Raw genomic sequence first — 13,942 nt, forward strand, 5'->3', positions numbered from 1 at the left:
GAACCGCCGGTTGCGGCGTAGGGGAAAGATCGCCAGGGGATCACCCAGAGCTACCTGAGGTTTACCGAACCCGTGGTGGGGATTGTCGGTTTTGCACGGCGGGAGGGGTGCGGTCGGGGTGGTCGCGCTACGGGGGTGCGCAGTCGGCGGGGTGCTTTCAGGGGGTGCCCCGAAAGGCGCGGCCGGGGTGTCCGGCGCTGTTTCAGCCGTTCAGGCCGGTCTCGGTGACGCCGCGCACGAGGTGGCGCTGGAGCAGCGCGAACACCAGGACGATCGGCAGGATCGACACGGCGGCGGCGGCGAACAGCAGCGTGGTCCTGGGGTTCTGCGCGGTGAGCAGGGCGGACAGCGCCACCTGCACGGTCCACGAGGACGAGTCCTGGGCGATGACCAGCGGCCACAGGAACTGGTTCCACGCGCCGATGAAGTCGATCACGGCGATGGCGGCGAAGAAGCCCAGCCGGTTCGGGACCACGATGCGTCGGAACACGCCCCAGCGCGACAGGCCGTCGAGCGTGCCCGCCTCCTCCAGCTCGGCGGGGAAGTCCAGGAAGCACTGCCGGAACAGGAAGGCGTTGAGGGCGCTGAACACGCCGGGCACCACCAGTCCGCGCAGGTCGGAGACCCAGCCGAGGCTGGAGACGACCACGAAGGTCGGCAGGAACGTGACGGCGGTGGGGACCATCAGGGTGGCGACGACGGCGGCGAGGACGCGGTTCGCGTGCCGGTAGGGGACGCGGGCCAGGCCGTAGCCCGCCAGCGAGCAGACGAGCAGCTGGCCCGCGGTCTGGAGCACGGCGACGGTGGTGGAGTTGAGCAGGCTGCGGGCGAACGGGACGTCGGTGGTGGTGAAGACCTGCCGGACGGTGGCCCAGCCGGCGCCGACGCCGTCGCGCAGCAGCAGGGCGAACGGGAGCAGGAACAGCGCCGAGGCCAGCAGCAGGACGGTCCAGCGGGCGAGCGCGCCGATCCGGCCCGACGCGGTGCGGCGGCGCCCGACCGGCCTCACCGGGCCCGCTCCCGCCGGACGCCCCGCAGCGCCCGCCCGGACAGCAGCGTCACCAGGGCGATCACCAGCGCGAGCACGACCGCGCCCGCGCTCCCCCGCCCCAGGTCCTGCCCACCCGAGCCGAGCGAGGTGTAGTACAGGTACACCAGCGGCGGGCGGGCGAACGGCGGGTAGCCGCGCGAGTCGCCGAGGATGTTGTAGAACTCGTCGAACGCCTGGTAGGCGTTGATCAGGTTCAGGGTGAGCACGGCCGCGAGCGCGCCGCGCAGGCCGGGCAGCGTGACGTGCCGGAAGCTCTGCCAGCGCGGGGACGCGCCGTCCACCCAGGCCGCCTCGTAGAGGTGCTCGGGGATGCGCTGGAGCGCGGCGATGAGCAGGATCGCGTAGAAGCCCAGTTGCAGCCACAGCCGGGCGCTGACCAGCACCGCCCAGTACAGCGGCGGGTCGACCGTCCCGATCCAGGCGAGCGGGTCGGCGCCGAACCAGCCGAGCGCGGTGTTGGCCGCGCCGTCGGCGGTGCCGGGGAACAGGGCGGAGCGCCAGATGAGCGCGGCGACCACGTAGGAGCAGGCGAACGGCAGGAAGAACACCGAGCGGAAGAACGCGCGGGCGACGGTGATCCCGTTGAGCAGCAGGGCCAGGCCCAGCGCGAGGACCGTGGTGGCGGGGACGACGAGGGCGGCGAAGGCGGTGAACGTGCCGACGCTGTCCAGGAACGCGCGGTCGGTGAGGATCGCGGCGTAGTTGTCCAGGCCGGTGAAGCGGGTGGGGGTGACCGTGCCCCTGGCGTCGAACAGGCTGAGGTAGCCGCTCCAGGCGATCGGCAGGCCGGTGAACAGCAGCAGCCCGGCCGCGAACGGGCCGACGAACAGCCAGAACGCGAGCGGGCGGCTGCGGGTCACCGGTCCAGCCTGGTGAGCTCGTCGCGGGCCGTGGCGACGGCGGCGCGCAGCTCCTCGGCGGGGTCGGCGCCCTCGCGGGCGACGCGGGAGACGGCGTCGGACAGGGCGGTGTTCGCGGCGGCGCTCCAGCGGGCCGGGTTGGCGACGCGGCCGACGTCGGCGACGAGCCGGGCGACGTCCGCGCCGAGCCCGCCGCTGAGCCGGTCGGCGGCGGCGCGCAGGCTGGCGCGGGCGGGCAGGTGCGCGCCGAAGGCGGTGGCGAACTCGGCCTGGTGGTCGGTCCGCTCGACCCACAGCCAGCGCACGTAGTCCTTGGCGCGGTCGACGTCGGCGGCGCGGGCGTTGACCACCGCGCTGTAGGCGCCCACGGGCACGGACTCGGCGCCGTCGGCGTCCAGGCGCGGGAAGGGCAGGACGCCGACGTCGTCGCCGTGCGCCTCGACGATCTTGGGCAGGTTCCACAGGCCGGTCCACTGCATGGCGGTCAGGCCCTCGGTGAACGCGCCGGGGTCGGCCCAGTCGGCGGGGGCGCCGAGCAGCAGGCCGCCGGTGGCGTGCAGCTCGCGGAGCTTGCCGACGGCGGTGGCGGCGCGCGGGTCGTCGAAGCCGGGCGACTTGCCGTCCCGGCTGAGCAGGTCCAGGCCTGCGGACCACAGCAGCGGCGCGGTGAGCACGGCGACGCCGCCGTCGTTGCCCGCGAACAGGCCGCGCGCGGTGTTGCCGGAGAGGCGGCGGGTGGCGTCGACCAGCTCGTCCACGGTGGTGGGCGGGGTGACGTCCGCCTCGCGCAGGAGGCTGGGGCGGTAGAACAGGACCTGGGTGTCGACGGCCTGGGGGATGCCGTAGAGGCGGCCGTCGACGGTCTGCGCGTCCAAGAGGGCCTTGACGAAGTCGGGCCGCTGGTCGCCGAGGAGGTCGTCGAGCGGGACGACCCGCTGCTGCCGGACCCAGTCGACCTTGACCTGCGCCTCGAACACGTCGGGCACCCGGCCGCCCTGGAGCGCGGTGGCGATCTTGGAGTCGTAGTCGCCGGGGTTCCACTGCACCTCGACGCGGGCGTCGGGGTAGTCGGCGGCGTAGCGGCGCACGGCGTCCTGCACGCCGTCCTCGCCGTAGGCGTGGTACCAGTGGCTGAGCGTGCCCGGCGCGGACCCGTCGCGCCCGGTGTTGGCCCCGCAGGCGGTCAGCGACGGCCCGCCCAGCCCGAGGCCGAGCAGCCCGGCTGCCGCGAGGAACGAGCGTCGGTCCAGTCCCCCGGCGCCCATGGCACCACCTCCCCGGCTCGGAACTGCGGGGAATCATGGGGTTGGGGGCGATCTTGTGTCGAGGTCGTCCGCGTGGTGGACGGGGGTTGCGCGGGGTGGGCGGGGTGCGGGTGGGCGGGTGTTGTGCCTGGTGCGCGCGGTGCGGCGGGGCGCTGGGGGCACGGCGGCGGTGGCGGGGAAACCACCCGTTGGAGGTCATCCGGTCGTGGGAACACGCGCGGCAGGTCGCCCCGAACCGGCGGGCAGCCGTCCCATCCGACCCCTGTTAACGGCTGCCGACCGAACGGCCGTCACCCGCAGGAGGCATTTACCGGGAGAGCGGGGCGTCGATAGCTTGTGAATTCCCCGCAATCGCCCGGCATTCCGGAGGGCGATTGGAAGACAGTTTGGGATGTGCATGAAGAAGAGCACCTGGCTGACCAGGGCGGCCATCGCCGCCCTGCTCCTCCCCGCCACGGCGGTGGCCGCGCCCGCCGCATCGGCCGAGAGCTCCGCGCCGGACCGGATCACCGCGTCGGGGCTGTCCGCGCGGTCCCCGGAGCTGTCCGCCTCGGCCACGAGCACCGTCACCAACGGCGCCTGGTCGTGCACGCTCACCGCGAGCAACCCGAACCGCTGGTTCGGCGGATCGGGCGGCGGTGAGCAGGGCATCGGCAGCGTGAGCTGCACCGGGGGCGCGGTCATGCCGGCGATCTACGTCGCGGTCGGCCTGTACCGGAACGGCTCGCTGATCGCGTCGGACCAGCTGGAGAAGGCCAACTCGATCATCGTCAACCGGGTGGCCTCCGCCTCGCCGCACGTCTCCGCGGCCTACGAGACCGGCGCCCTCGGCGCGGTCCTGTGGCCGGACAACACCATCACCGAGATCCCGCAGATCTACAGCATCGTCGTTCGCACCTGACCCGCGCGGGGCTGGCTTCGGGAATCACCGAAGCCCGCTCCGCCGGTTCACCGGAAAAGCGCTCGAAGAATGGCGGGAATTCCCCAGCCGCTAATTCCCCACCGCCAACCCCGCCATCATCGCCGACGGGTACCGGTCCCCCCGCGCCGAACCGGCGGGCACCGCCCGCTCGATCGCCGCCAGGTCCCCCTCGGTCAGCTCCAGCTCCGCCGCGGGCAGCGCCTCCGCCAGCCGCTCCCGCGTCCGCGCCCCCACCAGCGGCACGACGTCGTCGCCGCGCGACGCCACCCAGGCGATCGCCAGCTGCGCGACCGTGCACCCCTTCTCCCCCGCCACCGCGCGCAGCGCCTCCACCAGCCCGAGGTTGTGCTCCACGTTCCCGGCGCTGAACCGGGGCGAGCGCGCCCGGTGGTCCCCCGCCGCCACCCGCGACGCGTCCCAGTGCCCCGAGATCAGCCCGCGCCCCAGCACCCCGTACGCGGTCACCCCGATCCCCAGCTCGCGCAGCACCGGCAGCACCTCGTCCTCCACCGCCCTGGAGATCAGCGAGTACTCGATCTGCAGGTCGGCGACCGGGTGCACCGCGTGCGCCCGGCGGATCGTCTCCGCCCCCACCTCCGACAGCCCCAGGCTCCGCACGTGCCCGGCCTCGATCAGCTCCTTGACGGCCCCGACCGTGTCCTCGATCGGCACGTCCGGGTCCAGCCGCGCGGGCCGGTAGACGTCCACGTGGTCGACGCCCAGCCTGGTGAGCGAGTGCGCCAGGTAGTTCTTCACGGACGACGGCCGCGCGTCGGTCCCCAGGAACCGCACCCCCGGTCCGATCAGCTGCCCGAACTTCACGCTCAGCGCGTACTCCTCCCGCGCCCTCCCCCGCAGCGCCTCGGCCAGCAGCAGCTCGTTGTGCCCGGACCCGTAGAAGTCGCCGGTGTCGATCAGGGTCACGCCCGCGTCCAGCGCGGCGCGCACGGTCGCCAGGCTCTCCGCCCGGTCGGACTCGCCGTAGGCGCCGGACATCGCCATGGCGCCCAGGCCCAACCTGGACGCGGCGGGTCGGCCGGTGCTGCTCGTGCTCTGCATCTCATCGCTCCTCGTCACTGCGGTCACCTCTCCCACCCTGCGCGGCGGGGCGGTCCGGCGGGAGCGGAGCGCTGATCGTGGGAGAGCCGCTCCCTGGCTCGGCGGCGCGCGGGCGACGACCATGGGCGGCGTGCACCGGGACCAGCTCGCCGACTTCCTGCGCCGCCGCCGCGAGGCGATCCGCCCCGCCGAGGTCGGTCTCACCGAGGGCCCGCGCCGCCGCACCTCCGGCCTGCGCCGCGAGGAGGTGGCGATGCTCGCGGGCATGTCCACCGACTACGTCGTGCGCCTGGAGCAGGGCCGCAGCAGCCAGCCGTCGACCCAGCTGCTCGGCGCGCTGGCGCGGGCGCTGCGGCTGTCCGGCGACGAGCGCGACCACCTGTTCCGCCTCGCAGGTCACCAGCCGCCGCCCGCCTCGGGGTCGGCGCGGCAGGCGCGGGCCGGGCTGGTGCGGCTGCTCGACCTGATCGACGGCACCCCGGCGGTGGTGCTGTCGGACCTGGGCGAGACGCTGGCGCAGAACCGGGCGGCGGCGCTGCTCATGGGCGACCACAGCGGGTTCACCGGCGACGAGCGCTACCTGCTGCACCGCTGGTTCACCGACCCGGACGCGCCCGCCGCGCACGCCCCCGAGGAGCGCGAGCGGCACTCGCGGAGCCTGGTCGCGGACCTGCGGGCGGCGGTGGGGCGGCGGGCCGGGACGCCGGACGAGGCGGTGGCGAACCGGCTGGTCGGGCGGTTGTCCGCGCTGAGCGCCGACTTCCGGCGGCTCTGGGCCGGGCACGAGGTCGCGGTGCGCGCGATGGACCGCAAGACGCTGCTGCACCCGGCCGTGGGCAGGCTGGTGATGGACTGCGAGACGCTCGTGACGCCGGACCAGCGGCAGCTGCTGCTCGTGCTCACCCCGGCCGACGCGGAGAGCCGGGAGCGCCTGGAGCTGCTGCGCGTGCTGGGGGTGGAGGAGTTCCCCAGCGGGCAGGTGCACCTGGGCTGACCTGCGGAGCAGTGCGAACCCCCGACCGCACGCCGTGGCCTTGTGCTGCGGCTCAGCGGGTTTTCTCTCGCCTGGTCCGCGCGCCACCACCCGAACCGCCACCACCATCCAGGTGTGCGCCGACGCGCTCACCCGGACCAGCGCGTTGTTCGACGCGGGCAGCCCCGAGCAGGCCGTCGACCAGGCGCACACCGCGCTGGCCACGACGCTGCGCGAGGTCACCGTGGACGACGTGATCACCCGGCCCGCGCAGTGGCTGGAGCTCAAGGCCCAGCAGGTCGCCACGCTGACCAGCGCCTGCGCGGGCTGACCGGGCGGTTGGCCCGTGCGCGGCTCGACCGGGCCCGGCCTGACCGGGGCCTGCCTTCCCCGGTCCAGCCTCTGCCGGTCCCCGCCTCACCCCAGCAGCGCGCGCACGAACGCGCCCGCCGCGTCCGAGCGGTCGGGGCGGGTCAGGGCCACGGTCCGCCTGCCCCACACCAGCCCAGGGTCGTGGACCGGCACCCAGGTCACGCCGCGCGGCGCGGTGCCCGCGGCGAGGCCGGGCAGCACCGTGATGCCCAGCCCGGCCTTGACCAGGCCGAACCGGGTCGGCCAGCTGCGCGCCCCGTGCCCGACCACCGGGTCGGCGAGCGTGGGCCACGCGCCGAACTGCGGCTCGCCCTCCTTGCCGACGCCGACGATCCACACCTGGTCGGCGAGCTGCGCCACGTCCACCTCGGACTGCTGGGCGAACGGGTGGTCGTCGGCCACGGCGACGCCCATCCCCCGCTGCCCCGGCACCTGCTCGACCACCAGCCCGGTCAGGTCGTAGTCGGGCAGCCCGTCGCCGACCGCGATCACCGCGACCTCCAGCCGCCCGGCGCGGAGCCTGCGCAGCAGCGCGGGGCTGCCCGCCTCGCCCAGCGACACGGCGAGCGCGGGGTGCGCGGTCCGCAGCCGGGCGACGGCGCTCGGGACCAGCGCGGCGGCGGCCGTGGGGTAGGCGCCGACGACCAGCCGCCCGGCGAGGCGGTCGCGCAGCCCGGCGATCTCCAGCTCGGCCGCCTCGACGTGCGCGACGACCTGCCCGGCGTGCCCGAGCAGCGCCTCCCCCGCCGGGGTGGGCCGGACGCCGCGCGCGCCGCGCTCGAACAGCGGGCCGCCCGCGGCCGTCTCCATCGCCCCGACCTGGCGGGACACGGCGGACTGGGTGTAGCCGAGCGCCTCGGCGGCGGCGGTGAACGACCCGCGCCGCGCGACCTCGACCACCACGCGCAGCCCCAGCAGGGTCATCCCGGACATGGTGGTCAGTATGCGCGGGGCTGCTCGGCGTCGGCGGCGAACGCCGCGTCCCTGCGCGCCTCGAACGCCGCCAGCCGCTCCCGGACCGCCCCGGTGACCAGCTCGTGCGCGTCGGAGTTGAGCAGCAGCCGCAGCGGCGGGTCGTCGGACAGCGCGGCCTCGATCACCGCGTGCGCCACCCCGGACTGGCTGCCGGGCATCCGGTCCACCGGCAGCGGCTCCTGGTCGGCGACGCCGCCGCGGTAGGGCTCGCTGGCCGGGACCCTGGTGGCCGCGTCGTAGAACGAGGTCCGCACCATGCCCGGCTCGACCAGGACGGTCCTGATCCCGAACGGCTCGACCTCGCGCGCCAGCGCCTCGAAGTAGCCCTCCACGCCCCACTTGGTGGCGTGGTAGATCGCGAAGCCGGGGAACGTGAGGTGCCCGCCCATGCTGGACAGCTGCACCAGCGTCCCGCCGCCCTGCGCCCGCAGCAGCGGCACGGCGCGCCGGGCGAGCTGGATCGACGCGGTCAGGTTGGTGGCGATGGCGTCCCGCACCTGCTCATCGCTCAGGTCCTCGGCCGCGCCGAACACCCCGTGGCCCGCGTTGGACACGATCACGTCGAGCCGCCCGAGGTGCGCGACGGCCTCGGCGAGCGCGCGCTCGACCTCGGCGGTGTCGGTGACGTCCAGCCGACGCCGCCACAGCCGGTCTCCGTGGCGCTCGGCCAGGTCGTCCAACCGCTCCGGCGCGCGCAGCGTCGCGGCGACCCGGTCCCCGCGCGCCAGGACCCGCTCGACGATCTCCCGCCCGATCCCCCTGGACGACCCGGTGACGAACCACGTGGTGGACATGCGCGCACTTCCTCTCCGATCGGCTGCCCCACCGACGCTAGCGATCCGCACCCATGCCGACCAGCGATGATCAAGCACCGGAGCCATGCGAAATCCGCACACCTCCTGCTCGCGGAACCGGCGCGCCGCACGCCCGCCGCGAGTGTTCCACCTCTCCCCCACCGGGAATCCGCTCCGCCGCGCGCCCCGCGAGTGCGATACTCCCGCCCATGGTTCGCGCGGGGACGACGTCGGGTGTGCACTTCCTGCTGTCCACAGTGGACTCCGACCTCGCCTCGGCCGTGCGGCGGCGGATCGACCTGCCGCAGGACTCGCGGGAGCGCTACCAAGCGGACTGGTCCCCCTTCAGGTCCGCGATCCTGTGGCGGCTGGAGAACGACGACCCCGAGATCAACCGGGCGATCGCGCACTCCCTGCCGGACTGGTCTTTGCGCCGCCGGATCGCCACGGGCGTGCCGTTCGGCCCGGCGCCGGGCCCGCTGCCGGTGCTCGACTGCTACGCCCGGTGCGACCACGCCCCGCCACCGCTCCCGGACGGCGCGGACACCACCGAGGGCGTGATCGCGCTGCTGCGCTCGGTCACCACCCTGTCCGCGGGCAAGCGGGCCGCGGGCGCGGTCGCCTGGGACGACTGGGAGGCGGTCGTGGCCGCCGACCGCGCGGAGCCGCTGCCCGGTTACGCGAAGTGGGCGGTGGCGAACCGGGTGGACTGCCCGCACGAGGTCCGCCTCGCGCTGGCCACGCACCGCAAGCACCACGACCGCCTGTACGAAGCGGGGTTGGTGCGCGACGCGGCCGAGTACGCGCTGGAGTTCCCGAACACCTCCTCCGTCCTGCAGGTGCTGAACACCGGCCGGTGGGCGTTCCCGCACCGCGCGGCCGAGGCCGCCGCCGCGCTGGGCCCGCTGGTGCGCGAGGAGCTGGGCGAGGACCTGGAGGCCTGGTCGGTGCTGGCGCAGGTGCTGCCCACGTTCACCGGCACCGCGCCGGAGCTGCTGCGCACCTGCGGCGCGATCACGCGGGTCTGACGCGCGGTGGAGCGCTCGGCGCGGCGGCACGTGGTCGACCTGGCCGACCGGAAGGCGCTGCTGGCGTGGAACCCGGCGGCGCCCGAGGTGGTGGCGGAGGCGAGCGGGCTCAAGGAGGCGGCACTGCTGGACTTCGGCCTGTCCGGCTCGCCGGTCGCGTCGTGGCTGTTCGCCAAGTGCCGCCACCAGGTCCCGACCACGGCGGTGCCGACGGCGGCGGTCGTGGCGTCCGGGGACGGGTCCTGCTTGTTGTTGTACAACCCCGACTTCTTCGTGGCGCTGGGCCTGGACGGCGTGAAGTTCGTGCTGTTCCACGAGGCAAGGCACCTGGTGCACCGGCACCTGTTCGTCGAGCCGGAGCTGGCGGGCGACCCGCTGTTCACGCTCGCCGCCGAGGTCGCGATCAACCACGTGGCGCTGATCCGGTTGCGCCGCACCGGTCTGCCCGAGGTGGACGGGGAACCGGTCGGCGTCGACCCTGTGGCCGTGCACGAGCGCTACCGCGAGGACCTGGCCGGGCGCGGCCTGGAACCCCTGGCGTACCGGGCTTTCACCGCCACCGACCTCGGGATCTACCGCGAGCTCAAGCGGATGGCGACCCCGCCCGTGCCCACCGCCGTGTGCGTGCACCAGAGCGAGGGCGCGGCGCCGCTGGACCAGGGGTCCGCCGACGCGCTGGCCTCGTCGGCGCTGCTGGACGCGCTGCTGTCCGCCCGCCGGGGCAACCGGCACGCCGACTCGGAGGTGTCGGACCTGGTGCGCCGCACCGACGGCACCTCGGAGAGCGCGAGCAGGCGGTGGTCCGGGCTGGGCGCGGCCGGGCTGCTGCGCGGGCGGACCTCGAACCACGAGGTGACCGACTGGTGGCAGCGCTGGCTGGTGGGGGTGCTGGGCACGCTGCTCAGCCCCGGCGAGCGGCTGGTGTACCCGCGCAAGCGCGGCGCGGTGCTGGCCGCGCTCGGGCACGACCCGACCCTGGCGCGGGTGGGGCCGAGGCGCGAGGTGTCGCTGGTGGTCGCGCTCGACGTGTCGGGCTCGCTGGTGGACGGCGTGGTGGCGTGGATGGCGGAGCTGGTGGGGCGGATCGAGGGCGCGCGGGTGCGCTGGCTGGCGTTCGACACCGCCGTCGTGCCGTTCACGCCCGGCCAGGCGATCCGCGGCGGTGGCGGCACGGACTTCCGGGCGGTGGTGGACCACGTCGAAGGCCGGTCCGCTGTGGACGGTGAGGGGTTCGACGGGTCGGTGGACGCGGTCATCGTGCTCACCGACGGCTTCGCGCCCCCCGTCACCCCGGCCGAGCCGGACAAGTGGATCTGGCTCATCACCCCCGGCGGCGACGACTGGCCGGACGCGCACCGGCCGCAGATGGCGTGCCACCGGATCAGACCGGTTCTCCAGACGGGACAGCGGACGTGAGCAGCACCTGGCGCCCCAGCGCGACCTACCCGGAGCCGCCGCCGCGCGGCCGGGGGTCGCGGCTGGCGGACTTCATCGACGCCATGATCGCCACCGGTCAGACCGGGCAGGTCTTCGGCTCGCACGGCATCGGCAAGACGGCCACGTTCACCTCGCACCTGGCCGAGGCGCACCCGGACAAGACCCTGGTGGTCGTGCCCGCCGCGAACCTCACCCCGGACGACCTGCTGGTGAACGCGCCGGTGCGGGACGCGGCGACCGGGGAGCTGGTGCTGCGCCAGCTCGTCATGGGCCAGCTCAAGCCGGGAAGGCCGTTCGTGCTGCTGGTCGACGACTCGCTCCAGGCCGGGCCCGCGATCCAGTCCCAGCTGATGCAGGTGGCGTGCGACTGGACGCTCGGCGAGCACGACCTGCGCGAGCTGGGCTGCGTCGGGGTGTTCCTGACCGACAACGAGGACCTGGCCGAGACGGGCGCGCGCCGCGACGACCTGGCGGTGCTGGACCGCATGGTGACGGTGCGGGTCGGCGCGGACGACACGGCGTGGCGGGTGCGGCTGGCCGAGCGGTTCCGGGACTGGGACCTGCGCGGGGTGTTCGACGTGTGGTCCTCGCTGGGCCCCGCGCTGCGGGAGGCGCTGGCGCCGCGCACCGTGGAGCACGTGCTGGCCAACGCGCGCGAGGGGTTCCCGCTGGTGTGGGGGCTGCCGCTGGTGAACGGCGAGCGGATGGCGCTGGTGGAGCGGCTGCCGGACGGGCGGAGCGAGGACCGCACCACCGAGGTGCTGGACCGGATCGCGGACGCGCTGGGCGTGCCGAACCCGTCCACCGTGGACGACCCGGTGCGGCGGGTGCTGCGGGCGGCGCTGCGGAACCGGTGGGCGGTGCTGCTGCAGGGGCCGCCGGGGTGCGGGAAGACCGCGCTGGTGCGGCAGGTGGTGCGGGAGGAGCTGGGGCGCGACCCGGTGTACTTCTCCATGCCGGTGACCAGCGTGGAGGACCTGTGCGTGCCGGTGCCGACGCCGGACGGGTCGCTGGAGTCGCTGCTGGCCGCGCGGTTCGCCGGGAGCGGGCCGAAGGCGGTGGTGTGGGACGAGTACAACCGGCCCAAGGACCGGTCGGCGTTCGCGAAGCTGATGGAGATCACGCAGGAGTGGTCGCTGGCCGGGCGGCCGATCGCGGGGCTGCGCGCGCAGGTCGCGATCCAGAACCCGCCGTACCACCTGGGGCGCAAGCTGAACGTGTCGCGCAACAACATCGCGCAGGCGACCCGGTTCACCGCCTCGCTGGTGGTGGAGCCCGGCGACGTGCCCGCGAACGAGTGGCTGATCGCGCGGTACGGGGCGCCCGCGGAGACCGTGCTGGACTGGTGGAAGCACGACCTGGACGACGACGCGCGGGCGTGGGTGACCAAGCGGACCGCCGAGCGGCTGGTGAAGCTGCACCTGCACGGGCTGCCGCTGGAGTCGGCGCTGATCTACCTCGGTGACGGGGAGTACGCGCCGGTGCCGCTGGAGTCGCTGGTGGACCGGTTCGAGCGGCGGCGGCCGGTGGCCGGGCTCGGGGACCTGGCGCGGCGGGTGGAGGTGTGGGAGGCGCGGTTGCGGCGGGCGCTGAAGGCCTCGGACGAGGGCGACGACGACAGCGACGTGGTGCACCGGGTGCTGGCGAACGCGGAGGTGTCGCAGCTGCGCAAGCACCGGAAGGCGGTGAAGCGGCTGGTGGTGCTGCTGCCGCCGAAGCTGCGGGCCACCTACCTGGTGGGCGCGGCCCCCGACCGGCAGCGGTTCTGGGTGGACGCGTTCACCTCGTTGCCGCGCCAGGGGTGAGGCGCTGTCGCGGGGCTACCAGGCGGCTTCGCGGTAGTCCTTGAGGAACACGCCGGAGACCGGGTCGCCCGCCTCGCCCCGGACGATCGGGTCGTAGACGCGGGCGGCGCCGTCGACCACGTCCAGCGGGGTGCGGAAACCCTGCCGCGCCAGGTGGTCCTTCTTCGGCGCGGGGTTCTCGTCGGTGACCCAGCCGGTGTCGACGGCGCACATGTGCACGCCGCGGCGGGCGAGGTCGGGGCCGCTGGTGCGGGTGAGCATGTTCAGGGCGGCCTTGGCCATGTTGGTGTGCGGGTGGCCGGAGGTCTTGTTGCGGACCGCGAAGCGGCCCTCCACGGCGGTGACGTTGACGACGTAGCGGCGCGGGGCCGGTGCGGCGAGCAGCAGCGGCAGCAGGCGGTCGCACAGCAGGGCCGGGGCGAAGGCGTTGACCAGCTGGGTCTCCAGGACCTCGGCGGGGTCGAGCTCGCCGAGGCGCGCGGACCAGGAGTTGGTGGGCGCGGTGTCCGGGACCAGGCCCGCCTCGTCCAGCCGGGCGGGCACGGCGCCGGTGGGGAGGTCGGCGGCCCCGTCCGCGAGCACGAGTTCGAGGGCGGCGCGGCTCTGGTCGACCGGGAGCGCGGCGCGGTAGCCGGGGGCGAGCAGGGTGCCGGGCGGCAGCGGGCCGGTCTCGGCGGCGGTGAGCGGGGCGTAGGCCTCGGGCGGGCGGCGGACGGTCTGGGCGGCGTTGTTGATCAGGATGTCCAGCGGTCGGCCGTCCGCGCGCAGGTCGTCGCACAGGCCGAGCACCTGGCGCGGGTCGCGCAGGTCGACGCCGACCACGGTGAGCCGGTGCAGCCAGTCCGCGCTGCTCGGGTCGGCGCGGAAGCGGCGGGCGGCGTCGCGCGGGAAGCGGGTGGTGACGATCAGCTCGGCGCCGTCGCGCAGCAGCATCAGCGCGAGCTGGAAGCCGATCTTGACGCGCCCGCCGGTGAGCAGCGCGCGGCGGCCGGTGAGGTCGGTGGACGCGGTGCGGCGGCGGGTGTTGTCGCTCGCGCACTCGGGGCAGAGCAGGTGGTAGAAGGCGTCCACGAGGCGGTAGGGGCGCTTGCAGGCGTAGCAGAGGCGGGAGCGGTGCGCCGGGCTCGGTTCGGCGGGTGGGACGGGCGCGAGCGGGGCGTCGTCCCTGCGGTCGGTGGCGCCGGTGGCGGTGGCGGCGCGGGTGCGCGCGTCGGCGGCGGCCTGGTGGGCGTCGCGGGCCTTGCGGCGGCGGCGCTTGCCGTCGCGGACGAGCGACTCGGCGGCCCGCTCGGCGCGCAGGCGGGCCGGGTCGTCCTCGGGGAGCGCGCGCAGCCGGGCGAGGGCGGCGTGGAAGGCAGGCTCGTCGAACCCGTCGTGCACCACGCCTCCCCTTCGGGCCTG

Annotated in this window: 13 protein-coding genes; 6 read left to right on the plus strand and 7 right to left on the minus strand. The window is 75.0% G+C overall.

All coding sequences use genetic code 11. From position 1 onward, the window contains the following. Window positions 1-202 precede the first annotated feature (202 nt). From CNX65_RS21240 to CNX65_RS21250, 3 genes are read right to left on the minus strand one after another with little or no spacing between them, the layout of a single operon-like run. Window positions 203-1,009, minus strand: coding sequence for a carbohydrate ABC transporter permease (locus CNX65_RS21240; protein WP_373565498.1), 807 nt, complete (start codon window positions 1,007-1,009; stop codon window positions 203-205). Then, window positions 1,006-1,911 carry a carbohydrate ABC transporter permease gene (locus tag CNX65_RS21245; protein ID WP_096495333.1) on the minus strand — a complete coding sequence of 302 codons (906 nt, stop codon included), beginning with the start codon at window positions 1,909-1,911 and terminating at the stop codon, window positions 1,006-1,008. The genes CNX65_RS21240 and CNX65_RS21245 overlap by 4 nt, the downstream gene beginning before the upstream one ends. Continuing rightward, window positions 1,908-3,176 (minus strand): ABC transporter substrate-binding protein, encoded by a 1,269-nt coding sequence (locus CNX65_RS21250; RefSeq protein ID WP_096495334.1) that lies wholly within the window; start codon window positions 3,174-3,176, stop codon window positions 1,908-1,910. Before CNX65_RS21250 ends, CNX65_RS21245 begins: the two co-directional genes overlap by 4 nt. A gap of 397 nt (window positions 3,177-3,573) precedes the next feature. Here CNX65_RS21250 and CNX65_RS21255 point away from each other — a divergent pair, with 397 nt between their 5' ends. Then, window positions 3,574-4,077: a hypothetical protein gene (locus CNX65_RS21255; RefSeq protein WP_096495335.1), complete on the plus strand. Its 504-nt coding sequence runs from the start codon at window positions 3,574-3,576 to the stop codon at window positions 4,075-4,077. Between the two features lie 90 nt (window positions 4,078-4,167). Here the strand turns inward: CNX65_RS21255 and CNX65_RS21260 are convergent, their stop codons facing one another. Continuing rightward, window positions 4,168-5,157, minus strand: coding sequence for an aldo/keto reductase (locus tag CNX65_RS21260; protein ID WP_096495336.1), 990 nt, complete (start codon window positions 5,155-5,157; stop codon window positions 4,168-4,170). A 130-nt stretch (window positions 5,158-5,287) separates the two neighbouring features. On the opposite strand from CNX65_RS21260, the gene CNX65_RS21265 reads away from it, so the two are divergent. Next, on the plus strand, window positions 5,288-6,151 hold the full coding sequence (locus CNX65_RS21265) for a helix-turn-helix transcriptional regulator (protein ID WP_096497910.1): 864 nt from the start codon (window positions 5,288-5,290) through the stop codon (window positions 6,149-6,151). Window positions 6,152-6,263: 112 nt separating this feature from the next. Next, window positions 6,264-6,461: a hypothetical protein gene (locus CNX65_RS37240; RefSeq protein WP_232519938.1), complete on the plus strand. Its 198-nt coding sequence runs from the start codon at window positions 6,264-6,266 to the stop codon at window positions 6,459-6,461. 86 nt (window positions 6,462-6,547) lie between these two features. Here the strand turns inward: CNX65_RS37240 and CNX65_RS21275 are convergent, their stop codons facing one another. Both CNX65_RS21275 and CNX65_RS21280 read right to left on the minus strand, forming a co-directional pair. After that, window positions 6,548-7,435, minus strand: a complete 888-nt coding sequence (locus CNX65_RS21275) for a LysR family transcriptional regulator (protein ID WP_096495338.1) — start codon at window positions 7,433-7,435, stop codon at window positions 6,548-6,550. A gap of 5 nt (window positions 7,436-7,440) precedes the next feature. Further along, the gene (locus CNX65_RS21280) at window positions 7,441-8,271 is read right to left on the minus strand and encodes an SDR family oxidoreductase (RefSeq protein ID WP_096495339.1); all 831 of its coding nucleotides are present in this window, start codon (window positions 8,269-8,271) and stop codon (window positions 7,441-7,443) included. A gap of 209 nt (window positions 8,272-8,480) precedes the next feature. Here CNX65_RS21280 and CNX65_RS21285 point away from each other — a divergent pair, with 209 nt between their 5' ends. From CNX65_RS21285 to CNX65_RS21295, 3 genes are read left to right on the plus strand one after another with little or no spacing between them, the layout of a single operon-like run. After that, complete coding sequence (locus CNX65_RS21285; RefSeq protein WP_157767768.1) at window positions 8,481-9,299, plus strand: hypothetical protein; 819 nt, start codon at window positions 8,481-8,483, stop codon at window positions 9,297-9,299. 6 nt (window positions 9,300-9,305) lie between these two features. After that, entirely contained in the window at window positions 9,306-10,715 is a 1,410-nt protein-coding gene (locus tag CNX65_RS21290; RefSeq protein ID WP_198320523.1) for a vWA domain-containing protein, read from the plus strand. Beyond that, window positions 10,712-12,541 (plus strand): AAA family ATPase, encoded by a 1,830-nt coding sequence (locus tag CNX65_RS21295; RefSeq protein ID WP_096495341.1) that lies wholly within the window; start codon window positions 10,712-10,714, stop codon window positions 12,539-12,541. The genes CNX65_RS21290 and CNX65_RS21295 overlap by 4 nt, the downstream gene beginning before the upstream one ends. A gap of 15 nt (window positions 12,542-12,556) precedes the next feature. Here CNX65_RS21295 and CNX65_RS21300 read toward each other — a convergent pair whose 3' ends face one another. Further along, a complete protein-coding gene (locus CNX65_RS21300; protein WP_096497912.1) occupies window positions 12,557-13,921 on the minus strand; it encodes an SDR family oxidoreductase in 1,365 nt (454 codons plus the stop codon). Between the last annotated feature and the right edge of the window lie 21 nt (window positions 13,922-13,942).

The organism is Actinosynnema pretiosum (assembly GCF_002354875.1).
GTDB classification, from domain to species: Bacteria; Actinomycetota; Actinomycetes; order Mycobacteriales; family Pseudonocardiaceae; genus Actinosynnema; species Actinosynnema auranticum.